24 protein-coding genes are annotated in these 25,481 nt (G+C 73.1%); 11 read left to right on the top strand and 13 right to left on the bottom strand.

Features of this window, described 5'->3' with window-relative positions:
- Nucleotides 1-231 precede the first annotated feature (231 nt).
- The gene (locus ABD331_RS37700; protein WP_344486098.1) at nt 232-1,257 is read left to right on the top strand and encodes an ABC transporter substrate-binding protein; all 1,026 of its coding nucleotides are present in this window, start codon (nt 232-234) and stop codon (nt 1,255-1,257) included.
- Here ABD331_RS37700 and ABD331_RS37695 read toward each other — a convergent pair.
- The 4 genes from ABD331_RS37695 to ABD331_RS37680 form a co-directional block, all read right to left on the bottom strand.
- Complete coding sequence (locus ABD331_RS37695) at nt 1,247-1,732, bottom strand: metallophosphoesterase family protein (RefSeq protein ID WP_344486095.1); 486 nt, start codon at nt 1,730-1,732, stop codon at nt 1,247-1,249. The genes ABD331_RS37700 and ABD331_RS37695 overlap by 11 nt on opposite strands.
- A gap of 126 nt (nt 1,733-1,858) precedes the next feature.
- Complete coding sequence (locus ABD331_RS37690) at nt 1,859-2,572, bottom strand: SRPBCC family protein (protein WP_344486092.1); 714 nt, start codon at nt 2,570-2,572, stop codon at nt 1,859-1,861.
- A 1-nt stretch (nt 2,573) separates the two neighbouring features.
- The gene (locus tag ABD331_RS37685) at nt 2,574-3,167 is read right to left on the bottom strand and encodes an ArsR/SmtB family transcription factor (RefSeq protein WP_344486089.1); all 594 of its coding nucleotides are present in this window, start codon (nt 3,165-3,167) and stop codon (nt 2,574-2,576) included.
- A 31-nt stretch (nt 3,168-3,198) separates the two neighbouring features.
- Nucleotides 3,199-4,434, bottom strand: a complete 1,236-nt coding sequence (locus ABD331_RS37680) for an RNA polymerase sigma factor (protein ID WP_344486086.1) — start codon at nt 4,432-4,434, stop codon at nt 3,199-3,201.
- Nucleotides 4,435-4,590: 156 nt separating this feature from the next.
- Here ABD331_RS37680 and ABD331_RS37675 point away from each other — a divergent pair, with 156 nt between their 5' ends.
- The 3 genes from ABD331_RS37675 (at nt 4,591) to ABD331_RS37665 (ending at nt 11,123) form a co-directional block, all read left to right on the top strand.
- Nucleotides 4,591-5,409 (top strand): nucleotidyltransferase domain-containing protein, encoded by an 819-nt coding sequence (locus tag ABD331_RS37675; RefSeq protein ID WP_344486083.1) that lies wholly within the window; start codon nt 4,591-4,593, stop codon nt 5,407-5,409.
- A gap of 104 nt (nt 5,410-5,513) precedes the next feature.
- Entirely contained in the window at nt 5,514-10,172 is a 4,659-nt protein-coding gene (locus ABD331_RS37670; protein ID WP_344486080.1) for a caspase, EACC1-associated type, read from the top strand.
- Nucleotides 10,173-10,208: 36 nt separating this feature from the next.
- Nucleotides 10,209-11,123: an ABC transporter ATP-binding protein gene (locus tag ABD331_RS37665; protein ID WP_344486078.1), complete on the top strand. Its 915-nt coding sequence runs from the start codon at nt 10,209-10,211 to the stop codon at nt 11,121-11,123.
- Between the two features lie 5 nt (nt 11,124-11,128).
- On the opposite strand, the gene ABD331_RS37660 is transcribed toward ABD331_RS37665, so the two are convergent.
- The 5 genes from ABD331_RS37660 to ABD331_RS37640 form a co-directional block, all read right to left on the bottom strand.
- The gene (locus tag ABD331_RS37660) at nt 11,129-11,938 is read right to left on the bottom strand and encodes a TIGR04222 domain-containing membrane protein (protein ID WP_344486075.1); all 810 of its coding nucleotides are present in this window, start codon (nt 11,936-11,938) and stop codon (nt 11,129-11,131) included.
- Nucleotides 11,939-12,051: 113 nt separating this feature from the next.
- Nucleotides 12,052-12,969, bottom strand: a complete 918-nt coding sequence (locus tag ABD331_RS37655) for a hypothetical protein (protein ID WP_344486072.1) — start codon at nt 12,967-12,969, stop codon at nt 12,052-12,054.
- Nucleotides 12,966-14,033 (bottom strand): hypothetical protein, encoded by a 1,068-nt coding sequence (locus ABD331_RS37650; protein ID WP_344486069.1) that lies wholly within the window; start codon nt 14,031-14,033, stop codon nt 12,966-12,968. Before ABD331_RS37650 ends, ABD331_RS37655 begins: the two co-directional genes overlap by 4 nt.
- Nucleotides 14,030-14,476 carry a DUF4188 domain-containing protein gene (locus tag ABD331_RS37645; RefSeq protein WP_344486066.1) on the bottom strand — a complete coding sequence of 149 codons (447 nt, stop codon included), beginning with the start codon at nt 14,474-14,476 and terminating at the stop codon, nt 14,030-14,032. Before ABD331_RS37645 ends, ABD331_RS37650 begins: the two co-directional genes overlap by 4 nt.
- A complete protein-coding gene (locus ABD331_RS37640) occupies nt 14,473-16,011 on the bottom strand; it encodes a phenylacetate--CoA ligase family protein (protein WP_344486063.1) in 1,539 nt (512 codons plus the stop codon). The genes ABD331_RS37645 and ABD331_RS37640 overlap by 4 nt, the downstream gene beginning before the upstream one ends.
- Nucleotides 16,012-16,143: 132 nt before the next feature.
- Between ABD331_RS37640 and ABD331_RS37635 the strand changes: the two genes are divergently transcribed.
- Genes ABD331_RS37635 through ABD331_RS37620 form a run of 4 tightly spaced genes read left to right on the top strand, consistent with a single transcriptional unit; the run spans nt 16,144 to nt 18,997 of the window.
- A complete protein-coding gene (locus ABD331_RS37635; protein WP_344486060.1) occupies nt 16,144-17,268 on the top strand; it encodes a winged helix DNA-binding domain-containing protein in 1,125 nt (374 codons plus the stop codon).
- A gap of 43 nt (nt 17,269-17,311) precedes the next feature.
- Nucleotides 17,312-17,713, top strand: a complete 402-nt coding sequence (locus ABD331_RS37630; RefSeq protein WP_344486057.1) for a helix-turn-helix domain-containing protein — start codon at nt 17,312-17,314, stop codon at nt 17,711-17,713.
- The gene (locus tag ABD331_RS37625) at nt 17,713-18,663 is read left to right on the top strand and encodes an alpha/beta fold hydrolase (RefSeq protein WP_344486054.1); all 951 of its coding nucleotides are present in this window, start codon (nt 17,713-17,715) and stop codon (nt 18,661-18,663) included. Before ABD331_RS37630 ends, ABD331_RS37625 begins: the two co-directional genes overlap by 1 nt.
- Complete coding sequence (locus ABD331_RS37620) at nt 18,656-18,997, top strand: DUF4180 domain-containing protein (protein ID WP_344486051.1); 342 nt, start codon at nt 18,656-18,658, stop codon at nt 18,995-18,997. Before ABD331_RS37625 ends, ABD331_RS37620 begins: the two co-directional genes overlap by 8 nt.
- Here the strand turns inward: ABD331_RS37620 and ABD331_RS37615 are convergent.
- The 3 genes from ABD331_RS37615 to ABD331_RS37605 form a co-directional block, all read right to left on the bottom strand.
- Complete coding sequence (locus tag ABD331_RS37615) at nt 18,983-19,765, bottom strand: TetR/AcrR family transcriptional regulator (protein ID WP_344486048.1); 783 nt, start codon at nt 19,763-19,765, stop codon at nt 18,983-18,985. The two genes, ABD331_RS37620 and ABD331_RS37615, sit on opposite strands and share 15 nt — an antisense overlap.
- 167 nt (nt 19,766-19,932) lie before the next feature.
- On the bottom strand, nt 19,933-20,250 hold the full coding sequence (locus ABD331_RS37610) for a hypothetical protein (RefSeq protein WP_344486045.1): 318 nt from the start codon (nt 20,248-20,250) through the stop codon (nt 19,933-19,935).
- Nucleotides 20,251-20,466: 216 nt separating this feature from the next.
- On the bottom strand, nt 20,467-21,459 hold the full coding sequence (locus ABD331_RS37605; RefSeq protein WP_344486042.1) for a DsbA family protein: 993 nt from the start codon (nt 21,457-21,459) through the stop codon (nt 20,467-20,469).
- Nucleotides 21,460-21,533: 74 nt separating this feature from the next.
- On the opposite strand from ABD331_RS37605, the gene ABD331_RS37600 reads away from it, so the two are divergent.
- Together ABD331_RS37600 and ABD331_RS37595 are read left to right on the top strand one after the other, a co-directional pair.
- Entirely contained in the window at nt 21,534-22,109 is a 576-nt protein-coding gene (locus tag ABD331_RS37600; protein ID WP_344486039.1) for a TetR/AcrR family transcriptional regulator, read from the top strand.
- A 374-nt stretch (nt 22,110-22,483) separates the two neighbouring features.
- On the top strand, nt 22,484-23,461 hold the full coding sequence (locus ABD331_RS37595; protein WP_344486035.1) for a small ribosomal subunit Rsm22 family protein: 978 nt from the start codon (nt 22,484-22,486) through the stop codon (nt 23,459-23,461).
- A gap of 111 nt (nt 23,462-23,572) precedes the next feature.
- On the opposite strand, the gene ABD331_RS37590 is transcribed toward ABD331_RS37595, so the two are convergent.
- Complete coding sequence (locus ABD331_RS37590; RefSeq protein WP_344486032.1) at nt 23,573-24,106, bottom strand: MarR family winged helix-turn-helix transcriptional regulator; 534 nt, start codon at nt 24,104-24,106, stop codon at nt 23,573-23,575.
- A gap of 125 nt (nt 24,107-24,231) precedes the next feature.
- Here ABD331_RS37590 and ABD331_RS37585 point away from each other — a divergent pair, with 125 nt between their 5' ends.
- The gene (locus ABD331_RS37585; RefSeq protein ID WP_344486029.1) at nt 24,232-25,476 is read left to right on the top strand and encodes an arginine deiminase; all 1,245 of its coding nucleotides are present in this window, start codon (nt 24,232-24,234) and stop codon (nt 25,474-25,476) included.
- The last annotated feature ends 5 nt before the right edge of the window (nt 25,477-25,481 follow it).

The raw sequence follows: 25,481 nt of genomic DNA, 5'->3' as shown, positions 1-25,481 counted from the left end.
TGAGATCAGAGTGCTGGAGGGCGCTTACGGTCGCGTTCCCGTCGGCTTACCGCCGCCCTTAAGGTCTCCAGGATCTTGCGGAAGGGCTGGTCGCACATCGTCCGGGCGTCGCCGCTCGGGCTACGCCGCCCGTCGTACGGGGCGGGGGCGCGTACTCCACCGAGGGGACTTCCAAGTTAGGTAAGGCTAATCTAATATGCCGACCACAAGGCTGTCTCATGAGGAGCATCCATGGCCGAACTTCCGCGACGCGCCCTCGTCGTCGCCGCCTTACTCGCGGTCAGCGCCTGCGGCGGGACGGCCAAGCCGCCCGCCTCCTCGCCGTCCGAGCAGGCTCCCGCGTCGCAGGGCCCGTGGACCTGGACCGACGACCGCGGCAAGAACGTCTCCCTGCCGCAGCGGCCCCAGCGCGTCGTCGCCCAGTCGGCTGCCGCCGCCGCGCTGTGGGACTTCGGCGTGCGGCCGGTCGGGGTGTTCGGGCCGCACAAGCTGAAGGACGGCGGGCGCGACCCCGAGGTGGGCGAGGTCGACATCACCAAGGTGGAGTCGATCGGGAACGTGTGGGGCGAGTTCAACGTCGAGAAGTACGCCGCGCTCCAGCCTGATCTGCTGGTGGCGGGCATGTACGTGAAGGACGCGCTCTGGTACGTCCCCGAGCAGTCCGTCGCGGCGGTCGACCAGATCGCCCCGAGCGTCGGCGTGCAGCTCAGCGGCAAGCCCCTGGTGCAGATCATCGAGAAGTACGGGCAGCTCGCCGCCGCCCTCGGCGCGGACCTGAACGCGGCGCCCGTGGCCGAGGCCAGGAAGCGCTTCGAGGACGCCGGCGCCGCGCTGAAGCAGCTCGCCGCCGACAAGCCCGACCTCAGCGTCATGATCGTCACCGGCACGCCCGAGTCCTTGTACGTGGCTTATCTGCCGGACCACCCCGACATCAAGTACTGGGGCGACGACCTGGGGCTGAAGATCGTCTATCCGGAGAGGCCCACGGAGAGCGAGGGTGGCTTCTGGGAGGTGCTGAGCTGGGAGAATGCAGACAAGTACGAGGCCGACGTGATCCTCGTGGACGCCCGCGCCCAGTCCATGAAGATCGAGGAGATGGCCAAGAAGCCCACCTGGGCCAAGCTGCCCGCCGTCAAGGCCGGACAGCTCTACCCGTGGCACGCGGCCGAGCGCTACAGCTACCTCGGCTACGCCAAGGTCATGGAGGAGCTGGCCACCGAGCTGGGCCAGGCGCGCGACGACGTCGTCAAGGAGTGACGGGCACGATCTCGGCGCCGGTCAGCGCGCCGCGCTCGATCGTGAGCAGGCCCAGCGTGCCGTGCGGCTGGCGACGGCGGTCGGTGGGAGAGCCCGGGTTGAAGATGCGCAGGCCGTCGCCCGACTCGTCCAGCGGGATGTGCGAGTGACCGAAGACGACCAGGTCCGCGTGCGGGAAGCGGCGCCGCATGCGGGCCAGGCGGCCCTTGGCGGGGCCGCTGTCGTGGATCATGCCGACGCGCAGCCCGTCGAGGGTCAGCTCCAGCGTCTCCGGCGCCTCCACGTCCGGGCCGTCGTTGTTGCCCTTCACGACGTGGACGGGCGCGTACGCGGCCAGCTCGGCCAGCACCGACGGCACGCAGACGTCGCCCGCGTGCAGGATGACGTCCGCGCCGCGCAGATGCTCGGCCACCCGGGGCGGGCACCCGAGCCAGCGCCTGGGCGCGTGCGTGTCGGAGATCGCGACGACCTTCACCCCGTCACTCCTGCCCTCTGCGCAGGCTCGCTCACCTCGGAGGGGGCCGCTCACAAGCACGGCCCGTCACTCCGCGAAGAGCGCAAGCACGGCCCGTCACCCCGCGAAGAGCGCAAGCACGGCCCGTCACCCGGCGTAGAGCTCCTGAAGCCACGCCCGCCACCGCGGTCCCTGCTCCTCGCCGCCCTCGAACAGCAGATGCGAGGCGATCATCATCCCGCCGAACCCCTGCATGAACCGGTACATGGCCTCTCCGGAGCGGATCCCGAGCGTCTGGGAGTTGCGGTAGTACACGACGCCCTCGACACCGCCGATCTCCACCCGGTCCCCCACGCCGGGCACCCCACCTGCGGCGGCGTACAGCCGCTCCCAGGCAGCCGCCCAGTCCGAGACCGGCGGCCCGAACTCGGTGACCGGCGTCGCCACCCGCCCCGCGAAATGGCCGAGGTACTCCACCAGCGTCGCGAAGTACATCTCCAGCCCCCTGGACATGGCCTCGAACTCGTCCTGCCAGTCGTCACCCGGCAGGAACCCGCTGGTCACCATGCGGATCAGGGTGCTGCCCCGCTCCCGGCCCTCGACCAGGAACTCGTAGGCGACGAACCGCCCGTCGTCCGCCTTGTCGCTGGAGTGGGCGAGGCGCCGCAGCGGCTCGGCGGCGGTGACGGTGGACGGCGGCAGGTCGAACGCGCCGAACGCGGTGCGCACGACGCCCTCGGCCACCTCGGTGCGGCCCATGAACCAGGAGTCGATGCCCGGCCCGGTCGAGATGGCGTCCCAGACCTCCTCGGGGGTGGCGCCGACCGTGGCCTCCATCGGCAGCTCGAAGTCGCGGCCCACCTCAGTGCTCCTTCTTGCCGTTCACGGAGGGGTGGACGGCGACGATCAGCCGATGGTCACGCCCGCCCGCGGCGGACTCGTCATGATATTTGCCGACCAGCGTGGTGACGCACTGCGCCAGCTCCTCGGCGAACGCCGCCCGGTCGGCCGCCGACGCGAAGCGCACCTCGCCGTCGATGGCGAACGTCGCCACCCGCTTCTGCGCCTTCGCCGCACCGGTGATGAGCGTGCCGACGTCGCGGACGAGCTGCGCCGCCAGCGCCAGCAGCCAGCGGGCCGACAGCCGGTCGGGCGACCTGGCGGGATCGGGCTGCACGGCGGACAGCGCGGTGGGGGAGATCACGAACGAGGCCGCCGTCGCCTGCATGACGCGCTCGGTGACGTTGCCCTTCTTGCGCTCCTCGACCAGCTCCACCAGGCCGTGCCGCTCCAGCGTGCGCAGGTGGTAGTTGACCTTCTGCCTGGCCAGGCCGACCTTGGCCGCCAGCGAGGTGGCCGAGCCGGGCTGCACCAGCTCGGCCAGCAGTCTCGACCGCATCGGGTCGAGGGACGCCTCGGCCGCCGCGGCGTCCTCGATCACGGCCACTTCGTCCATGGGGGAACGATGGCACCGAAAAAAATCATTGTCAAGACAGGCGGGTCGCCCGTTCCTCCAGGTAGCGCTGCTCGGGCAGGCTCGTGGTCAGCCGCGCGGCCTCCCGGTACGCGGCCACCGCCCCCTTCGCGTCGCCGTCCATCTCCAGCAGGTGCGCCCGCACGGCCGCCAGCCGGTGATGCCCGGCCATCCGCTCGTCGCCGGCCAGCTCATCGAGCACGCCGAGCCCCGCGCGCGGCCCATGCACCATGGCCGTGGCCACCGCCTGGTTGAGCCGGACGACCGGATTGTCCTCGATGCCCGCCAGCACCCCGTACAGCGCCAGGATCTGCGGCCAGTCCGTCTCCTCGGCGGTCGGCGCCTCGTCGTGCACGGCCGCGATGGCCGCCTGGAGCTGGTACGGCCCCACCGCCGTCGAGGACAGCGCCTTGGTGACCAGCTCCACCCCCTCTGCCACCAGCCGCCGATCCCACAGCCCGCGGTCCTGCTCGGCCAGCGGGATCAGCCGCCCGCCCGCGTCCGTACGGGCGGGGCGGCGCGCCTCGGTGAGCAGCATGAGCGCCAGCAGCCCCATGATCTCCCCGTCGCCGGGCAGCAGCCGCAGCACCGCCCTGGTCAGCCGGATCGCCTCACCCGTCAGCTCCGCCCGGTGCAGCTCCGGCCCCGACGTGGCCGTGTAACCCTCGTTGAAGATCAGGTACAGCACGTGCAGCACCACCCGCAGCCGCTCGTCCCGCTCGGCCTCCGGCGGCATCCTGAACTCCGCCCCGGTGGCCTTGATCCGCTGCTTGGCCCGGCTGATGCGCTGCCCCATCGTCGCCTCGGGAACCAGGAACGCGCCGGCGATCTGCGCCGTCGTCAGCCCGCCCACCGCCCGCAGCGTCAGCGCCAGTTGCGACGTCACCGACAGGGCCGGATGGCAGCACAGGAACAGCAGCGTCAGCGTGTCGTCGCGATCCCCTGACCGCTCCTCGCCCGGCGCCGGCGCCAGCAGCTCGTCGGCCGCCACGCTGACCGCCACGCTCTCCTCGCGCCGCCGGCGCGCGTGCTCGCTGCGCACGTGGTCGACGACCCGCCGCGCGGCCACGGTGACCAGCCAGCCGCGCGGGTTGTCCGGCACGCCGTCCCTCGGCCACTGCACGGACGCGTCGAGCAGCGCCTCCTGCACGGCGTCCTCGCACATGTCGAACTGCTCGTAGCGGCGTACCAGCGTGCCCAGCACCTGCGGCGCCAGCTCCCGCAGCAGCCCCTCGACGGCGACCGCCATCAACCCGCCACCGGCGACGTCCGGATCGTCAGCATGCCCCTCATCCTAGGGGCGGCCGAGTAGCTCAGGCCGAGTAGCTCAGGCCGGTCAGCCCAGGCCGGTCACCCCAGGCCGGACAGCCCGGGCCGGGCGCCGACGCCTCGCTAGGCTCGTACCGTGCAGGAGCCCGATCTTCACGCCATCGCCGGCCGGCTGCTCGCGGTGCCCGGCGTCGTGGCCGTCGTCCTCGGCGGCAGCCGTGCCCGCGGCACCCACCGCCCCGACAGCGACATCGACCTCGGCCTCTACTACCGCGACCGGCTCGACGTCCCCGCGCTGCGGGCGCTCGCGCGGGAGGTGACCGGCCAGGACACCGACGTGACGGAGCCCGGCGGCTGGGGCCCCTGGGTGGACGGCGGCGGCTGGCTCACCGTGGACGGATGGCGGGTGGACTGGATCTACCGCGACCTCGACCGCGTCCACCGGGTCTGGCAGGACTGCCGGGCGGGCCGCTACGAGATCGGCGTCCAGGCGGGCCACCCGCTGGGCTTCTACTCGCACGCCTACGCCGGGGAGGTGGCGCTCTGCCAGGTGCTCGCCGACCCGACCGGCGAGCTCGCCGCCCTGCGCGCGGAGGCCGCGCACTACCCGCCCGCCCTGCGGAAGGCGCTGATCGCGGGGCTGTGGGAGTGCGACTTCGCCGTCACCATCGCCAGGTACGGCGCCGCCGGGCGCGACCCCGCGTACGCGGCGGGAGCGCTGTTCCGGGCGGTCGGCGTGGCCTGCCAGGCGCTGCACGCGGCCGACGGGGCGTGGCTGATCAACGAGAAGGGCATGGTCGCCTCCGCCGGCCGGCTGCCGTCCGCGCCGGAGAACTTCGGCGAACGGGCGCAGGCGCTGCTCGCGGGCGTCGGCGGCACGTCCGGGGAGATCAACCGCACCATCGACGCGGCGGCCGGGCTGATCGCCGAGGTCCGGGTCGCCTGCGGTTCATGACACGCGCGTCTTCCAGGGTAAAAAGGGGGCATCCAGCCCGCTCCGGTCTGATATTGCTTGCGTAGTGAATCGCTCACGCAAGGTAAAGAGGGGCGGTCCGGGATATGCCACACCTCTTGCTCGACTCTCCAGGTGCCCGTGTCGTGGTGGCGGGGTCGGGCGCGTACGCAGCGGGCTCCCGTCTGCCGGCCGTCGGCTCTGTCGCGGACACCGTTGCCGACCTGGGCCGATGCCTGGTGGAGCGGGCCGGTCTGGCCCCGGCGGGCCTCACCACGCTGATCGATCCGGCCGACCCGGTGGAGCTGGGGGCGGCCCTGGTCGAGGCCGCAGGGCAGGCGAGCGACGCCCTGGTGTTCCACTACGTCGGCCACGGGCTGGTGGGGGCCGACGGAGAGCTGTACCTCGCCACGTACGCGACCGTCGATCCTGGCGAGGGCATCATCCAGCACCAGGCGCTGCCGTACGCGGCGGTGCGGCAGGCGCTCGCGCGGTGCGCGGCGCCGCACGTCCTGGTGATCCTCGACTGCTGCTTCTCCGGCCGGGCCACACCCGGCGCGCGCGATCCCGGACGCCAGGTGCTGGACGCCACGCCGCAGGGCACGTACCTGCTGACCGCCGCCGGGCGCGACCAGGCCGCCTGGGCACCGGCGGGGGAGCGGCACACCGCGTTCACCGGAGCGCTGCTGGAGCTGCTCACCGTCGGCGACCCTGCCGCGCCCGGCCTGCTCACCCTCGACGACGTCTACCGCTGCCTGTCGCGCACGCTCCCCGCGCGCGGCTTCGCGCCGCCGCGCCGCCAGGCCACCGACCAGGGCGACCGGCAGCCGCTCGCGCCCAACCCGGCGCGCGGCGGCACCGACCGGCCGGGGTTCAGCCCCTACCAGGGGCTGGCCGCCTTCGGGCCGGACGACGCCGCCTACTTCTTCGGACGCACGGAGCTGACGCGGGTGCTCGTCGACCGGGTGGCCCAGCAGGTCGCCACGGGGGAGCTGCTGGTGGTGACCGGGCCTTCGGGATCGGGGAAGTCCTCGCTGCTGCGGGCGGGGCTGGTCTCCTCGCTGCGGTGCTCGCCCGGCACGGAGATCGCGGTCCTCACGCCGGGCTCCGACCCGGTGGGCACGCTGGCCGCCCGCTTCGCCCACCTGGACGGCTCCCGCCCGTCCGGCCCGCGAGCCCACCCGGCCGACCCGCACCCGACCGGCCCGCGAGCCCACCCGGCCGACCCGCACGCGGCCGACCTGCGCGCCCGGACGGACGGCGCACACCCGGCCGACCTGCGCGCCCGGCTGGAAGGCGATCCCGGGGCGCTCGCCGTCCTGTTCGAGGGGGCGCTGGGCGCCCGGCAGGCGGTCGTCATCGTGGACCAGTTCGAGGAGGTCTTCACCGCCTGCGCCGACGAGGAGCAGCGCCGCGTCTTCGTCCACGCCCTGCACGCCCTGGCCGCCAGGGCCGCGGTCGTCATCGGCGTGCGAGCCGACTTCTTCGGCCACTGCGCCGCGCACGGGCAGCTCGTCCCCGCGCTCGGGCACGCCGTCGTCGTCGGCCCGATGACGCCCGCGCAACTGCGCCAGACCATCGAGGGCCCCGCGCGGCAGGCCGGGCTCGCCCTGCAGCCCGGCCTGATCGAGCTGATCCTGGAGGACCTCGGCCACGACCCGGGCGACACCGAGCCCCGGCCGGGCGGCGCGGCCATGCTCCCCCTGTTGTCGCACGCCCTCCTGGTCACCTGGCAGCACCGCGAGGGCAGCGTGCTGACCATGGCCGGCTACCGCGCGACCGGCGGCATCCGGCAGGCCATCGCCCGCACCGCCGACGCCACCCACGACCACCTCGACCTGCACGGACGCCAGAGCGCCCGGCTGCTGCTGACCCGCCTGGTCCGGCTCGGCGAAGGCCAGGACGACACCCGCCGCGTCCTGCCGCTGTCCGACCTGCTGCCCGCCGCGGACTCCCCGCAGTACGCCAGCACCCGCGAGGTGCTCGACCGGTTCGTCCGCGCCCGGCTGCTGACCGTGCACGCCGACACCGCGCAGATCGCCCACGAGGCGCTCATCCGCGCCTGGCCCCAGCTCCGGCTCTGGATCGAGACCGACAGGACGACCCTGCTCATCCACCAGCAACTGGGGGAGGACGCCGCCGACTGGACGCGCCACGAGCGCGATCCCGCCTTCCTCTACCGCGGCACCCGGCTGTCGGCCGCCCACGAGGCCGCCACGCTGTGGCGCACCGACCCGGGGCGGTACCCGGCGCTGACGGATCACACGCGGGAGTTCCTGCGGGCCGGTCAGGGGGCCGCCGCGCGCCGCGCCCTGCGGTGGCGGCTGAGCCTGATCACCCTGGTGGCGCTGCTGGTCATGTCCGTGGCCGGTTTCGGCGCGACCACGTACATGGCGGCGGACGCCGCGCGGGAACGCGCGCGGGCGCTGTCGCGGCAGCTCGCGGCGCAGAGCGAGAACATCGGCGACACCGACATCGACCTGTCGCGGCGGCTCAGCACGGCGGCCTGGCACGTCGCGCCCACGGACGAGGCCAGGCTGAGCCTGCTCAAGCAGCTCCACGACCCGGAACGTGCGATTCTGCGGCAGGGCGTGGTCTTCGTCAGTTTCGACAAGGCGGGGTCCCGCCTGGTCACCAGCAACGGCGACGGCGTTCTGCGGTTCTGGGACGGGCACACGGGCGGCGCCATCCCGGTCTTCAGGGGCCTGGCCGCGGAGGCGTCGCGGATGGAGCTCAACGAGGACGCGTCCAGGGCGCTGACCGTGAGCCAGACGGGGGTGGCGCAGCTCTGGAACGCGGTGACCGGCGCGCCGATCGGCGCCCCCATCGAAGGCGCCGCCGGCACTCCTTACCCCAGCTTCAGCCCCGACGGCTCGCTCCTAGCCGTCAGCGGGGGCTCCAACGCGGTGCGGGTCGTGGACACCGCTACCGGCAAGGCGGTCGTCACTCTCTCCGGTCTCGTCGACAGCACCGTGTTCGTCGCCTTCAGCCGGGACGGCTCACGCCTGGCCACGAGCAGCGCCAGGGCAGCGCAGTTGTGGGACCTGACCACCGGCGAGGCGGTCGCGACGGTCTCCGGGCGACAGGACTATCAGGCCTACTTCGACGAGTTCAACGCGGACGGCTCCCGCTGGGCGTTGTTGCGGGGAGACGGCCTCTCCCTGCGGGACGGCGTCACGGGACGGGAGATCAGCAAGCTCACGTCGCCCGAGGAGTTCGGCTTCTCCCCGGACGGCTCCCGCCTGCTCGTGCTGGGCAAGACGGCGCAACTCAGGGACGCGGCCACCGGCGATCTGATCGCTCAGCTCGGCAAGATCGGTTACGCGGTGTTCAGCCGTGACGGGTCCCGGATGGCGGCCGCCGGTCCCGGGGTGGTCAAGGTGTGGGAAGCGTCCTCAGGAAGGCTGCTCGCCGAACTTCATGGACATGCCGGGCAGATCGATGCCATGGAGTTCAGCCCCGACGGGGCACGCCTGGCCAGCGCCGGCGGCGACCGGACGGTGCGGTTGTGGGACGTGCGCAGCGGCAAGGCCATCGCCACCATGGCGGAGCAGACAGGGGAGCTGCGCCAGGTCGTCTTCAGCCCTGACGGATCCCTGCTGGCGAGCACCTACCACGACAGCGACGTGCGGTTGTCGGACGGGAGGACCGGCGAGGTCGTCACCTTCCTGGCGGGCCACGAGGGCGCCGTGTACGACCTCACCTTCAGCCCGGACGGCACCCGCCTGGTCGCCATCGCCGAGGGCGGGACGGCGCGGCTGTGGGACACGACCACCACGCGCGCGACCACGTACCAGGGGCATGAGGCGCTCGTGCACGGCGTCGCCGTCAGCCCCGACGGCGCGCGCCTGGCTACCGCCGGCTGGGACGGCACCGCGAAGCTGTGGAGCGGCGGCGGGCCGCCCGTCACGCACGAGCACGGCAAGGGCAGGCTCTACGGCGTCGCCTTCAGCCATGACGGTTCGCGCGTGGCGGTCAGCGGCCACTCCGGTGTCGTCGAGATTTTGGACGCCCGCACCGGCAGGACCGTCACCAGGCTGGCGGGCCATTCCGGCCCGGTCAAGGCGGCCGTCTTCCGGCCCGACGGCTCGCGGGTGGCCACCGTGGGCGACGACGGCGACGTCAGGCTCTGGAAGAGCGCGGGCGGCGCGTCCGTCGCCGTCGTCCCCGGCGGCAACGGCCCCGTGCTGGCCGCCGCGTACCATCCGGACGGCTCCCGCCTGGCCACCGGCGACTACAACGGCGGGGTGAGCCTGCGCGACGGCGGCACCGGCAGGCCCGTCCTGTCGCTGCGCGGCCACCTGGGCGCGGTGTACGCCGTCGCCTTCAGCCCCGACGGGTCGCGGCTGGCCAGCGGCGGCCACGACGGCATCATCCGCCTCTGGGACCCCGCCACCGGCAAGCTGGTCGTCACGCTCAAGGGTCACACCGGCCCGGTGTACGGCCTGGACTTCAGCCCCGACGGGTCCCGGCTGGCCAGCGGCGGCAAGGACGGCACGGTGAAGCTGTGGGACCTCGTCACCAGCAAGCCGATCACCGCCCTCCTCGGCCACGGCGCCCCGGTCTACTCGGTCGCCTTCACCGCCGACAGCTCCGGCCTGCTGTCGGGCGGCAAGGACGGGACGGCCCGGCTGTGGCGGCTGCGCCGTCCCGCCGATCCGTTCTCCGCCGTGTGCGAGCAGCTCGGCGAGCCCATGAGCCAGCAGGAATGGACGCAGTACCTGCGGGACGAGCCGTTCGAGCAGGTCTGCCCGGATCCCCGGTAAACATCAGATGTCTGAGGATCTGATAAGTTCGGGCGCATGACCGTTGTCTCGCGCCCCGCCGACGACGTCCCCGTGTTGCGGGCCCGCGGCGTCGACCTCGTCCGCGACGGACGCCACCTGCTCCAGGACATCTCCCTCACCGTCAACCCCGGCGAGCACTGGGCGCTGCTCGGGGCGAACGGCGCGGGCAAGAGCACCCTGCTCAGCCTGCTCGGCGCCGTCACCCACCCCAGCCGGGGCGTGGTCGAGGTGCTCGGCCGGACGATGGGCCGGGTGGACGTGCGCGAGCTGCGCTCGTACCTGGGGCACATCAACCCCCGCCACACCCCCGACGGGCCGCTGCGCGTCCGCGACGTGGTGCTGACCGGGCTGACCAACACCGCCGCGCCCGTCCCCCGCTGGACGCCCACCGGGCAGGAGTCCGAGCGGGCCGACCGGCTCATCGCCATGCTCGGGATCAGCCACCGGGCGCGGGCCACCTGGGCCACCCTGTCGCAGGGGGAGCGCGGGCGGGCGCTCATCGCCCGCGCGCTCATGCCGCAGCCCCGGCTGCTGCTGCTCGACGAGCCGGCGACCGGGCTCGATCTGGCCGCCCGCGAGCAGTTGCTGGCCAGCATCGACGCGCTCCGCGCCAGGCACGCCGCGCTGGCCACCGTGCTGGTCACGCACCACCTGGAGGAGCTGCCCGCCACCACCACGCACGCCATGCTGCTGCGCGACGGGCGGTGCCTGGCGGGCGGGCCGGTCGGGGAGGTGCTGACGAGCGAGCTGGTCAGCGCCTGCTTCGACCATCCGGTACGCCTCGTGCGCAGCGACGACGGCCGCTGGGCCGCCCGCGCGCAACGCGTCCCCGTCGCGATGCCGGACGAGCCGGCGCCCGCCACCGCGGAACGCGTCCCCGTCGCGATGCCGGACGAGCCGGCGCCCGCCACCGAGGTCGCGGTGGTGTGAGCCGGTCAGCCGCCCTGGCCCGGCTCCAGGCGGTAGATCGCCGCCAGCATGAGCGGATCCCGCAGCTCCGACAGCCCGTACAACGCGATCGACACCGCCATCGACACCGCCATCGACGCCGCCATGTCCCCGGACAGGCCGCCGCGCGGGTGCCGGTCGCGGGCCCGTCCGAGCTCCCGCCGCGCCCACGCCGTGGTGGGCCGCGTGGTGCCGCCCCCGGCCCACCACCGCAGCTCGCACTGCGCGCCCACCCGCGTGAACGTCAGCACGGCCAGCCCGATCACCGCGATCCAGTACGTCCGCTGCACGAACATCGCGGCCACCTCCAGCAGCGCGCACGCCAGCGTGGCCGCCCGCAGCCGCCGCAGCCACAGCAGCAGGTCGGTGACGAAGCCGGGGCCGTCGGGGACGAGCATGCCGAGCCGCGTCAGGAGATCTTCCAGCTCGGTCATCGCGGGGCTGCGCCGCAGCTCCCGCTTGATCTCGTACAGGTACGCGCCGCGCCGCCCGCGGACGAACGCCAGCACCGTCCGCTCGACGGGATGCCGCGCACCCGACAGCGGCGACACCGTGCGGTGCGCGTGACCGCTGAGCGAGAGCCGGATCGTGCCGTTCCCGGCGAGCAGGGCGACGGCCAGCTCGGCGACCCGCCCCGAGCCGCCCGCCAGGCAGGCCAGCTCGTACGCCGTCAGCGGCGGCCCGTCGCGGGCCGGGACGCCGTCGTCCCAGGTGCGCCGCTCGCGCCGCAGGTCGTGGACGGTGATGGCGGTGAACAGGGCCACGATGCCCGACAGGAGCAGCAGGGCGACGTCCAAGCCCACCTCCCGGCCATGGGGAGCGGCCGGCCTGACGCGCCGGGGGCCGGTCACTCGTCCTTCACCAGTGACGTTCCCCCTTCTTGACTCTCCTTGTCGCCACAGTCATGGGGTCAGGCCCGCAGCCGTGCGGACGGGGTGGCGGGCGCGCGCGGCCGTCCCACCCGCGCCACGTGCAGCAGCGCGCGCGGGTCTGCCACGCCGAGGCGCCGGGCCAGCTCGCGCCGGGTCGGCTCGCAGTCGATGATCTGGCTCAGCGGGTGCGTGGTGTAGCCGAGCCCGGAAAGGGTCAGCCAGTGCCGCATCAGCAGCCGTCCCGCCTCGAACTCCTCGTCCGGCGGCCCCACCAGCACCAGCACGTCGCCGTCGTAGTCGAGCAGCCCGCGCGACGCCCCGGCCAGCACCCGGGGCAGGCCCAGCCGGCGCAGCGCCGGGTAGAGGGCGAGCGAGGCGCGCAGCCCGAGCGCCTCCAGCGCGGTGAGCGCCAGGGCGCGGTCGCTGAGGCCGTCGAGGAAGTAGCGGCGGTGCCGCCTGGTCAGCCGCAGCCAGGCGCGCAGCTCCCGCGTCACCTCCCGGTCGCCGAACTGGCGCAGGTCCGCGGCGTGCAGCAGGTCCGCCAGGTCGCGGCAGGGCAGCCGGCGCGTCCACTCCAGCGCGCCGGCCACCTCGTCGGGCAGCCCTCCCGGGTGGTACTCGCCGCGGTTGGCGCCACGGGCGCGCACGTCCGCCGTGGTGAACGGCGTCGCGTACGGCTCCTCCGCCCCGTACAGGTAGCCCGCCCGCAGCGGCCCGGGGTCGGGGCGGAAGGCGACGGACAGGCCCGCGTCCGCGCACACGATCAGGCAGCACTCGACGAACGCCCCCAGGCTGAGCCGCAGGTCACGGCCCGTCGGGTCGCTGATGGGCAGCGCCCTGGCCGGGTCCCAGCCGACGGCCGCCTGACCGTCGGTGTAGGTGAGCGTCCACGGCTGGGTGTTGTGCGCGCTGGGCGCGCGCCAGAAGTCGGGCTCCAGCGCCCGGAGCTGTCTCAACCGAGATCCTTGTCGTAGAAGGTGTAGCCGTGCAGCGGCCTGCCGCCCATCGCGGTGTACTGGGCGGCCGAGCCGGGGTTGGCGCGCTCCACGTACGTGCTGCGCAGCGTGTGGTAGCCGCCGCGCCGCAGCCCCTCGTGCAGCTCGCGGGAGAGCAGCCGCATGTAGCCGCGGCCCTGCTCGTCCGGGACCGTGCCCTTGACGATGAGCACGGCCTCGCGGCGGTGGCGGGAGCGGGTGGCGAGCAGCCGGAGCTGGTGGAAGAGGTGCAGGTTCCCGCGGATCCTCGCGACGAACTCGGAGATGTCGGGCAGGCACAGCACGAACGCGATCGGCCGGCCCGCCTTCGTCAGGTACAGCAGCAGCGCCTCGTCCAGCAGGTACGCCAGCCCGTCCGTCTGCTCGGCGAGCTGCTGCGCCGAGATCTCGGTGTAGTAGCCGAGCTGCGCGAAGCTCGCGTTCAGCATCTCCCGCAGGATCGGGAGCTGCTCGCGCACCCGCCGCCGGTCGCCGCGGTGCACCCGCAGCTCCTCGGCGCGGAACCGCGCGTCGTCGAAGTCGAACACCGGCTTGTCGGGCACCGGGCAGATCCACGTGTCGGACTCGAAGCGGCGGCCGAACCCGTACGCCTCGTAGGCGGCCGGATAATACGGCCTGTTCCAGGCGCTGTCGATGAACCCGCGCTCCCCGAACCCCGAGGTGATCACCCCGCCCGCCTGGTTGGGCAGCAGCGAAACCGGCCCGAACACCGACTGCCTCCCGGCCGCCCGCCCCGCCGCGCAGATCGCGTCGAACAGCTCTCCTGCCGCCTCCTGCTCGAACTCCGTCAGCCCGAACAACTGCGTGCTCCGCCCCAGCTTGGCGTCCAGCGCGGCGTCCGTGTGCAGCGTCGTCCGCGCGACCACCCGCCCGCCCCGCCGCAGCAGGAACAGCCGCACGCCACGCCGGTGCCACCCGCGCACCGTGGCGCGCAGGGGAGGCACGAAACGGTGCTCGCCCGCGTACAGGCGGTCGCCGAAGGCGAGGAAGTCGCGCAGGTCACGGCCGGTCTCGACGGGGATCACCCGCGCCTCACCGCAGGGCCGTCGCCCTTCTCGGTGGACAGCGGGGTGAAGTGCTCGATGTGCGCCATCGGGCCGCCCTCGGCCCGCCAGATCCCGTTGCTGTACCCCTCGGGCTCGGCGTTGTAGAGCCGGATGTAGCCGCCGGTGGCGTTCCTGGTGCCGTCGGTCACCCACCGCATGAGCCTGCGGTGGTGGCGGCTGCGGGCGAAGCGCAGCAGCGCGTCGCGGTCCTCGAAGAAGGCCAGGGTGCCCAGCGTGAACGGGAACTCCCAGTAGACCTTGTGCCAGCGGTAGCCGCGCATGCGCTTCATGTCGCGCACCATCCGGAACCACGTCAGCGTGAGCGTCAGGATCGACAGCGGCCCCCGGTAACGGGTCGCCCCGACGAACATCGCCGTCGCCTGCCCCTGCGGCGGCGTCCTGCTGAAATCCTGGGTTCTCATGCGTCCTTCACCAGATAGACGTTCTTCATCTTCGTCAGCCGCGCGAACGGCCCCTCGCCGAGCGCGAACACCTTGATCCGCAGGTCGGCGGCCGTCGGGTCCTCCTTGAGCGACTCGGCGAAGTCGCGGGAGACGGCGCTCAGGTGCGCCACGACGCCCTTGCGGCAGATGTCGGCCAGCGCCTGCTCGTCCACCTCGCCGCGGACCTCCAGGTTGATCACCGGCCGGTACTCCAGGCCGGGCAGCTCCTCCAGCGACAGGCAGAAGCGGTTGATCGCGGCGGCGTACGGGTTGCCCTGGTAGAGGCCGTACTCGACGTCCTGCGGGTAGAGGTTGGCCCCCATGTAGGAGATCGTCGAGTCCTTGCGGCCGAACAGGAACAGCAGCGGCAGGTTCATCCGCTCGTCGGTCCACATGGCCGCGTAGTCGTCGTCGCCCAGCGCCCGCCGCACGTCGGCCAGCGTGCGCAGCCTGGCCTCGTCGCCGACGTTGTAACGCAGCTTGGGCTGCAGGCAGCTCTTGGTGTTCAGCGTGCACAGCAGCTCGCCGTCGTCGTTCACCTCCAGGAACGTCTCCAGCGGGTTGTAGTGGAAGATCATCGGCAGTCGTTGCTCGCCGGGGCCGAGCAGGGCGTCGCGCAGCCGCTGGTCGGTGGCCAGGCGCTTGCGCAGCCGTACGCTGAAGCCGCTCTCCGCGCCCATCCCGATCGTCAGGTCGCTCGCGCCGTAACCCGAGCGCACCTCCTCGAAGCGCTCCTCCAGGTAGTCGCGCAGCGCCTCCGTCATGCCCTCGCCGCCGACCATGCCCCGGATGCGGTACTCCTGCCACGGGAAGCCCGCCTCGTCGAGGCGGTCGCGCAGGTGCTTGAGGAACGGCGGGTACGCCGCCACCACGTAGTCGTAGCCGGGCCCGAAGTGCGCCAGCGTGTCGGCGATCTTCTCCAGGTCGGGGCCGGTGTTCTTGACCATGGCGATGCGCGCCATGGCCGCGCCGGTGGTCGTGCCGGTCGCCCAGGCGCCCATCGAGTACGCGTTGATCACGAACAGCCGGTCGCCGGGGAAGACCAGCTCGATGTACCCGGCGGCGTTGCGGTAGATGCCCTTCAGCTCGCGCGGCCCGCGCACCCAGTTGTACGGCTTGCCGCTCGAACCGGACGACTCGTCCACGATCACGCCGGGCCGGTGCAGCCTGCCCTCCTGGCAGCGGCTCGCCTCGTCGTAGGCTCCGGCGTAGTTCTGCTTCGTCGTCTCCGGGAAGTCGGCCAGCCGGCGGGCCCGCTCCGCGCCGTGCGCGTGCAGGAAGTGGCGGTAGGCGGGGACGTCCACGGCCGCGAACTGGCAGGCCACCCTGGCGTGCCTGGCCGCCACCCGGTCGAGCGCGGGGTGGTAGCCGCGGGCGACCATGCGCCAGATGGCGGGGTGCAGGGCGCCCAGACGGTACGCGCCGGTGAGGGTCCAGGAGTAGGCCTGGAGGCGGGCCCTTCGCCAGCGTTGACGGGGGGTGAGCGGCCCTAGGGCGGGGCTGAGGCGGATCATGAACGGTGAGATTAGTGGGGGCGACTGGAAGATCACTTGTCGTCCACTTTCATGGCATTCGTTCTTGCGGAACGGGGCTTTCCGCATTGCCCTCTAGCCTGGGTGGCGACGGACGGATGAGAGGCAACACACGTGATCGAACTGTCGTGGCCGCAGGTCAGCGCCCGGCGGCTGGAGCGCGCCGGGCTCGCCACCCCGCATGGTCCTGACGGGGGCACGGAGGGGACGGTGGCCGCCATGTGCGGGGCGCATGCCCAGGTGATGTCCGCCGCCGAGCTGTCCGTCGGGCTGCGGCTCGGCGGCGTCACCCGCGTCCACGTGCGCGAGGCGCTGTGGAAGGAACGCGGCCTGGTCAAGACGCACGGCCCGCGCGGCACCGTGCACCTGCTGCCCGCCCGCGACCTGCCGAGCTGGGTGAGCGCCCTGTCCACGCTCCCCGTCAGGCCCGCCCCGGCGTACATGCGGATGACGGACGAGCAGACCGGCCAGGTCGTGGCGGCCATCGGCGAGGCGGTCAAGGGCGCCGAGCTGACCATGGACGAGCTGAGCGAGGCGGTCGTCTCGGCCACCGGGCCGTGGGCGGGCGACCTGGTCATGCCCGCCTTCCAGACCTACTGGCCGCGCTGGCGGCAGGTCATGCACCTGGCGGCGCACCGGGGCGCGTTCGTCTTCGGGGCGGGCCGCGGGCGCAAGGTCACCTACACCGCCCCGCCGGACACGCCGCCCGCGACGGACGGCCCCGCCTGGCTGGCCAGGAACTACCTCTGGGCGTACGGGCCCGCCACGCCCGCCGAGTTCGCGCAGTGGGCGGGCGGCACCATCGGGTGGGCGAACGCGGCGTTCAAGGAGGTCGAGCTGGAGGAGGTCCGGCTGGAGGGGCGCCCGTGCTGGTTGCTCGCGGGCGACACCGGCATGCTCGCCGAGCCGCCCAGGGGTGTGCGGCTGCTGCCCTACTTCGACGCGTACGTGGTCGCGGGGCGGCCCCGCGAGCTGCTGTACGCCGGAGCCGCGGCCGAGCGGGCCCTGGCGGGCGGGCAGGCGGGCAACTACCCGGTGCTGCTCGTGGACGGGGAGGTGGCGGGCGTCTGGCACCAGCGGCGCTCGGGCAGCCGGATCGACGTCACGGTCGAGCCGCTGCGCGACCTCACGACGGCGCAACTCGGTGAGCTGGAGGAGCAGGTGGAGCGGGTGGGCGAGGTGCTGGAGGGCCGCCCGCGCCTCACGATCGGCCCGGTCACCGTCGGAGCGCATGCCTGAACGTTCCCTATCACTCCCTTCGTAGGGCAGAATAGGGAGTGTTATGGAGCAATACACCGTTGAGCAGGTGGCCGGCCTGCTCGGGCTGCACGTCAAGACCGTGCGCAAATACGTACGGGACGGGCGGTTGCCCGCCGTGCGGATCGGCAAGCAGTACCGCATCGCCAAGGCGGACCTCGCGGCGTTCACCGGCCTGCCCGCCGCCGCGCCCGCCAGGCCGCGCCACGCCGAGGTGTCCAGCATCGTGCAGGTCGACGGCATCGCCAGGGCCGACCTCGACCGCGTCAGCACCATGGTCACGGGCTCGCTGGCGGGCCGGCCGCACGGGCTGAGCGTGCAGTTCGTCTACGACGAGGAACGCGAGCACCTCAAGATCATCGTGCTGGGCGGGCTGGAGGAGAGCGCCCAGGTGCTGCGGATCATCGACGCACTGGTGCGGGACTGATGGGCGGCCTCTACTCCTCACCCGAGGGCGCGGCGGCCGTCGAACGCCACTACCGTGAGCTGCTGGGGCGCTGGCCGGTGCCGTACGAGCAGGTGCGCGTGCCGACCGCGCTGGGGGAGACGTTCGCCGTCACGTGCGGGCCCGCCGGGGCGCCGACGCTGCTGCTCCTGCACGGGTCGGCCAGCACCAGCGCCATGTGGCTGGGCGACGTCGCCACCTGGGCGCGGCGGTTCCGCGTCCACGCCGTGGACCTTGTCGGCGAGCCCGGGCTGAGCGCGCCGTCCCGCCCTCCGCTGCGGCCCGGCGCCTACGCCGGTTGGCTCGGCGAGGTGGTGTCCGGGCTCGGCGCGGGGCGGGTCTCGATCGCCGCGGTGTCGCTGGGCGGCTGGATGGCGCTGGCGTACGCGACCCGGTGGCCCGAGCGGGTCGAACGGCTCGCCCTCATGTGCCCGAGCGGGATCGGGGGGCGGCGGGTGCTGCCGTTGCTGCGGGCGTTGCCGCTGCTCGTGCTGGGCGGAGAGGCGGGGCGCCACCGCGCGATGCGCCGAATCCTGGGCCCGCAGGCAGCCGCGCTCGGCCTGGACGGCACCGCGCCCTCTCCTGACAGCGCCGACGCCGCTGACAGCGCCGACAGCCCCGACTCCGCCGCCACCGCTGACAGCGCCGACTCCTTCGGTGACCTGGCGGCGTTCGCGTTGCTGATCCACCGGCACTACCGGCCGCGTCACGGCAGGCTCCCGGTCTTCCCCGACGACGAACTGCGCCGTCTCACCATGCCCATGCTGGTCATCGCCGGCGACCGCGACGCCCTGCTCGACACCCGGGCCACCCGGCGCCGCCTGGCCCGCACCACCCCCACGGCCGACGTGCGCGTCCTGCCCGGCACCGGCCACCTCCTGCCCCCGCAAACCCAACAGATCATGCACTTCCTGGAGAGCACCCATGCCTGACGGCTACCACTACGCGGCCGGCGAGCCGCTGAACACCACCGCCGACGTCCTCGACCTCATCGCAGAAGCGTGGGGACACCACGTCCCCTGGGTGGCCGTCCCCATCGAGCGCCTGCCCGGCGACTTCTTCAAGCTGAGCACCGGCGTGGCAGGCGAGATCACCCAGAAGTTCGCCAACTACCGCATCGGGCTGGCCATCGTGGGCGACACCGACCACCACGCCGCCGCGGGCAACGCGGTGCGCGCCTGGATCATCGAGGCCAACCGGGGCGGACAGCTCTGGTTCGTACGCGACGAGGCCGAACTGGCGGCCCGCCTGTCAGCCAGAAGCTGACCCCGGCCACTTCTTCGAGACGGCTGCCTCGATGCCGTCGAGCAGCACGTCCAGGCCGCTCGCGAAGGTGTCGTCGGCCGCGCCGGGCTCGCCGTCGTCCGCCGACTCCACCCACGCCACCATCGGATAACGGTCGGTGACCCCCGGGGCCACCTCCTCCAGCAGGTGCGAGCGCGTCCGCCACCACTCCTCGTCGGACACCCCGGTCGCGGACGGCGCCAGCCGCGACTCCGACACCGTCCTGGCCGCGCCCCGGACGAAGTCGAGCAGCAGCGCCACCACCCCGCGTGTCCTGCGCGGCCCCAGCCCGGTCCCGCGCAGGATCGCCACCAGGCTCTCCAGCGTCGCGAACTCGTTGGGCCCCAGCACCGGCCGGGCCTGCGACACCTGCAGCACCCACGGATGCCGCAGGTAGAAGGCCAGCGTGTGCTCGGCCCAGCGGGCCACGGCCGGGCGCCAGCCCGCGCTCGCGTCGTAGGAGGCGGGTAGCTCGGCCAGTACGCGGTCGTACATCAGGTCGATCAATTCGCCCTTGTTCGGCACGTACGTGTAGAGCGCCATGCCCGTGCGGCCGAGCCGTTCGCCGACCTTGCGCATCGACAGGGCCGCCATGCCCTCGCTGTCGGCCACCTCGATCGCGGCCTCGACGATCACGTCCACGCTCAGCCCCGGCTTCGGGCCGGGACGCACCTCGCCCGGCTCCTCGCCGCTGCGCCACAACAGCGCCATCGACCGCCGCGCGTCACCCTGACCTGCGAAGACGACCAACGCGCAGCTCCTGGGGGCCGGACAATGCCTTACGCCATAAGGCTATCAGCCGGGTGGATCATGCGAACGGCGGCAGGCGGGAGGGGAAAAGGGTCCCGAACGGCGGCTGTCCCGGGCCCGCGCGAGGCGGGCACCGGGACAGCCGTGTGCCGAAAGCTCAGCTTTCGTTAGTCGATGGCGTCGCCGTCGTCACCGTCGTCGTCGCCGTCATCGTCGTCGTCGCCAGACCAGTGCTCCCTGTAGTCCTTGGACTCGAACTTCTTGCAGACGTCGGCGTCGCGGGTGCCGGCGAAGACGCCGTGCTTGGTGACGTGCTGGTAAGTCGAGTCGTCGTTCATGCCGAGACCGCAGTGCTGCGGGTGCTTGGCCCAGTGCTCGGACCAGACCCAGTCCTTGCCCTCGTCGGCGGCCACGGAGCCGGCCGTCCCGAACAGTACGGCCGCGGCGAGCAGCGCACCACCGGCGGCGGTGAGGCTCTTTCTCATGATCTCCCCCTGTAATCACGGAGTGCCATCGGCCATCACTATACGTAGCGATCTTGACGCTTCCAGCAGCGCCACACCGACTTTTCCCTCAATAGACCACCGATGATGGCCGAGACCCGCTCACCGCCCCCTGGAAGACGTCTGGTGGTGCCATATGCGCATCTCGACCACCCCGCGTGCACGAACACGACCGTGCCCGCCGCCGGGGTCGCGGGATCAGGCGTAGTCGGGGGTCATGACCGCGGCCAGGGTGAGGTGGGAGGCGGCCTCCTCGTGCCGGCCCTGGCGCTGGAGGGTGCGGCCCAGGAGGTGGCGGGCGTAGGAGTCGTCCGGCGACTCGGCCACCAGCGACTCCAGCGTGGTGCGCGCCCGGTTGAGCTGCGCCGAGGCGAAGTACGCCCGCGCGGCCAGCAGCCGCACACCCCGGTCGTCGCCGTGCTCCGCCAGCAGGGGCCGCAGCAGCGTCAGCGCGCCGAGCGGGTCGCGCTGGTCGAGCAGCGACTCCGCGTGCCGCAGCCGTTCCACCTCGGCGGGCAGCCGCCGGGGCGTGTGCCGCGCGGCGTCCTCCAGGAACTCGCGCAGCGTCTCCGGCGGCTGCGCGCCCTCCAGCGCGAGCCCGTTCGCCACGATCGTCGGCGAGGTGCGCACGCCCTTGGCCTTGCCGACGAGCAGCAGCTCACGCACGTGCTCCGCGCCCGGCAGGGTCTCCAGCGCGGGCTCGCCGGTGTAGCCGGCCTCCTCCGCCAGGCCGGTCGCGGCGGCGATGGAGGTCAGGACGGCGAGGTCGCTGATGTCCTGGACGTCCACGAAGTGCGCGTGCAGGATCCGCTCCACCACGCGCTCCTGCAGCTCGGCCCCGCCCTTCTCGTACGCCAGCGCGATCAGCCGGTGCGCCTCCAGCGTGCCCGCCCGCCAGCCGGAGCCCCACTGCTCGCCGAGCCCCTCGGCGGCGGCCACGTCGGCCACCCGCGCCCGGTTCTCGGCCGGGGACAGCCCCGGCGCGCAGGCGCGCAGCGCCTCGTCAGCCACAGGGTCCTGCAGCATTTCCGACATGGGGACGGCGCGCACGGGCGCGGAAGGGTCGATCTGGTACGGCCGCCAGACCACCTCGACCGGCTCCCCGGACCAGGAGGCCAGCGCCTTCTCCATCCGGCGCTTCCCGATGTGAGCCCATCCGCAGACGACGTCCGCCCAAATCTCCACTTTCATGCCCATAAGGTATGCGACAGATGTTGATTAGTCAACACATGTCGCATATGCGTCGCTTGTCGTATAGTGGAGGCGTGAACCCCGAAGATCCGCGCGCCCAGCGCACGCGCGCCCGTCTCAAGGCGGCCATGCTGGAGTTGGCCGTGCAGCAGGAACTGGCCACCATCACGATGTCCGCGCTGGCCAAGCGGGCCGAGGTGAACCGGGCGACGATCTACCTGCACTACCCCGACGTCGACTCGCTGGTCACCGACGCCATGGAGGACGCCGTCGCGGCCGTCGCAGGCGCCGCCGCCCTGTGCCCGCTCGACGCGCCGCGCGACCGGGCGCCCGGCCCGCTCGTCGAGCTGTTCCGGCACGTGGAGGTCAACGCGCAGTTGTACCGGCGCATGCTCGGATCCCACGGCAGCGCCCGCTTCGGCGCCCGCATGCGCGAGCGGCTGACGGCCGAGCTCACCCAGCGCTTCGCCGACGGGCGGCGGCCGTCCGGGTGGGACGACGTGCCGGTGGGGATGCACGCCGCGTACCTGGCGGGGGCGCTGGTCGGGGTGATCGCGCACCACGTCGCGGAGGAGAGCCCGGCCGAGGAGGCGGCGCTGGCGTTCTGGCGGCTCTTCCGCACCGCCGGCTGCCAGGCGGGCGGTGGGTGAGAAGCGCGGACGGGTGACGGCGGCGGCGCCCCAGTCGCACCGCTGGGGTGATACCGCGGACCACGCCGCATGGCCGATAATGTCCACGGTTGTCGTCACGCGTTCGATGGGGGTTCGTATGCGCCTCGCCAAGGTCTGTGCCACCGCTTCATGGCGAGGGCGCCGCACGCTGTAGCCGGTCGCCGTCGGGTTCGCGCCGGCGGGCGAATGCTCCTCGCCTGAAGCGGTCGCTCGCGTGACCGTTTCCCCACTCCCTTCGAGGAGCCCTTTCGCGTGCCTCCATGTCCGCGCCCCTGGCGCCGGACGGTTTCACCTTGCGCGCTCCCCGAAGCTCCGTCCTCCCTTCGCACTTCGCACGTCAGGTGAACACAGCCATGCTTCCCGATGACCTCAGAACCGCCCTCGACCAGGCCCTGACCCCCTTCGCCCCGCAGGAGCTGTCGGACTCCGCAGCGAGGATCACCGAGCGCTACCGCGTCGCGGGCGTCTCCACCGGCGGCAACCACCTGCGCTCCCGCGCCGACATCGCCGCCTACGCCGCCTACCGCATGCCCGCCACGTACGCCGCCGCCTCCACCGCCATGCGCCAGGCGGCGGCCCTGACCCCCGGCTTCGAGCCCCGCAGCCACCTCGACGCCGGCGGCGGCACCGGCGCGGCGATCTGGGCCGCGGCCGGGATCTGGCCGTCGATCGAGAAGGTCGCCGTGGTCGAGCACGACGCCCACATCATCGACCTGGGCCGCCGACTGGCGCGCGGCGGCCCCCAGCCGCTGCGCGGCACGACGTGGCGTCAGGCGTCCGTCGCCGCCGACCTCGACCGCCCCGCCGCCGACCTGGTCACCATGTCGTACGCCCTGGGCGAGCTGCCGGAGCCCGACCGTTCCGGCGTCGTCAAGTGGCTGGCCGAGGGGGCCGCCATGGTGATCATCATCGAGCCCGGCACCCCGGCCGGGCACGCCACCGTGGCCGCGGCCCGGGAGGTGCTCGCCGCGCAGGGTCGTACCATCGTCGCCCCCTGCCCGCACGACGGCGCCTGCCCGATCCAGCCGGGCCGCGACTGGTGCCACTTCTCCGTCCGCCTGCCCCGCACGTCCCTGCACCGCCGCATCAAGGCGGGCACGCTCAGCTTCGAGGACGAGAAATTCTCGTACGTGGCCGCCGCCACCGGCCCCTGGCCGCGTCCCGCCGCCCGCGTCCTGCGGCACCCGCACAAGCGCAAGGGCGTCGTCTCCCTGCGGCTGTGCACGGACGGCGACGGCCTGCGCGACGTGATCGTCTCCAAGCGGCAGGGTGACCTCTACCGCCAGGCCCGCGACGTGGACTGGGGCGACGCCTGGCCGCCCGCCGACTGAAACCACTCGCCCGGCGCGGGCGTGCTCCACACGCTCGCCGCCGGGCGCGCCGTCGCTTTCCCTTCTTCGCGTTCCCGCCGCAGTTCGTCAGCGCGGGGGAGCGCGCCGCGGTCAGGCTTCCGGCTCGGTGGCCGCGCGGTGCGCCTCCAGCGTCGGGCACGGCACGCACACCCGGTGGTCGCACATCCGGCAGGTGGTGTGCAGGCTGCGCCCGTCGCTGCCGTGCACGTGCAGGATCGTCTCCAGGATGCCGGACAACTGCTCGCGCTGCTGCGGGCTGAGCGGCTCCAGCAGCTCGGCGAGCGCCTTCTGCCGGGCGGTGAGCACGTCGCCGACCACCTGCTGCCCCTCCGGCGTGAGGGAGACCAGGACGCGGCGCCGGTCGGCGTCGTCGTCGCCGGCGTGCCGGGTCGCCCAGCCCGCCTCCTGCAGCCGGTTGACCAGCCTGGTGGCGCCCGAGTGGGAGAGGAACAGCGTCCTGCTCAGCTCGTCGACGAACAGATCACCGAACGTGGCGAGCGCGACGAGGGCCGACACCAGTGAGTCGGACTTGCCGGGCAGCGCGCTCTGCCACGCGCGGCGGACGGCGTCGTCGGCCACCAGTGCGCAGGCCCCGTAGAGGTTGACCGCTCGCTGCAGGCTCACTGTGCAAGTTTAACGACCAGGTCAAACACTGACCAATTCCGTTTCTGCGTTAGGTGTCCGGTTTCGACGGTATATGTGCTTGACGCACGCAAGCATCTTGCATCGCCGGCGCATCTGGAGCTGCCATGAGCCTTCACCGGGCGCATCCCCCCGAGCCGGACACCGGTCAAGCCCCCGGCGCCCGCTACCACCACCGGCCCCGCGTGGGGTCGGAGATCGGACGACTCCGCCAGGTGCTCGTGCACCGCCCCGGCCGGGAGCTGGAGCGGCTCACGCCCGCCAACTGCCGGGAACTGCTCTACGACGAGGTGCCCTGGCCGACGGGCGCCGGGCTGGAGCACGACGTGTTCACCGCCCGGCTGCGTGAGCACGGCGTGGAGGTGGTCTACCTCACCGACCTGCTCGTGCCCGTCCTCACCGGGCAGGCCCGCGAATGCCTGGTGGAGTCGCTGGCCGCGACCGGCGAGCGCCGTACGGACCGGGCGTTACGCGACTGGCTGACCAGGCTGCCGGCGGCGGATCTCGCCGACGTGCTGATCGCGGGCGTGCTGCCCGCGGAGCTGCCGGACGCCCCCGGCTGGCTGCGCCGCATCGCCGGGCCCGACTTCCTCCTCCCGCCGCTGCCCAACCTGGTCTTCGTCCGCGACTCCTCGGCCTGGATCCACGACCGGCTGTGCCTGACCCGCCTGCGCAAGCCCGCCCGGCAGGGGGAGCGGCGCGTGCTCTCCCTGGCGTACGCGGGCCTGCACAGCCTCTCCCAGGTGGACGGCTGGGCCGCCTGGACGCTGCGGCACGGCGTGGAGGGCGGCGACATCCTGGTGCCCGGGGACGGGACCGTGCTGATCGGCGTCAGCGAGCGCAGCGGCTTCGCGGACGTGGCGGCCCTGGCCGAACGGCTGCTGCTGGACGGGACGGCGCGCGACGTGGTCGTCTGCCCGCTGCCGCGCGAACGCGCCACCATGCACCTGGACACCGTCCTGACCATGGTCGACGCCGAACGGTTCCTCGTCTTCAGCCACCTGGCCGGCCGCCTGACCGGCCACCGCCTGCGGCTGCGCGGACAGGAGCTGGACCTGGCGCAGGAAGGACCGCTGCGTGACATCCTGGCCGCCGCGCTGGACAGGCCGGGCCTCGAGTTCCTCAGCCTCAGCGCCGACGCACCTGCCGCCGAGCGCGAGCAGTGGGACGACGGCAACAACGTCCTGACGCTCGCGCCGGGCGTCGTGATCAGCTACGAGCGCAACGAGCGCAGCAACGAACTCCTCGCCGACCACGGGGCCGAGGTCGTCACCGTGCCGGGGGCCGAGCTGGGCCGGGGGCGCGGCGGCCCCCGCTGCCTGTCCTGCCCCCTCATCCGTGAGCCCGTCTGAAAGGA

It is taken from the genome of Nonomuraea monospora, from assembly GCF_039531895.1.
Lineage (GTDB): Bacteria > Actinomycetota > Actinomycetes > Streptosporangiales > Streptosporangiaceae > Nonomuraea > Nonomuraea monospora.
The sequence above is the reverse complement of the archived record's forward strand: the minus strand, read 5'-3'. Positions and strand labels throughout refer to the sequence as shown.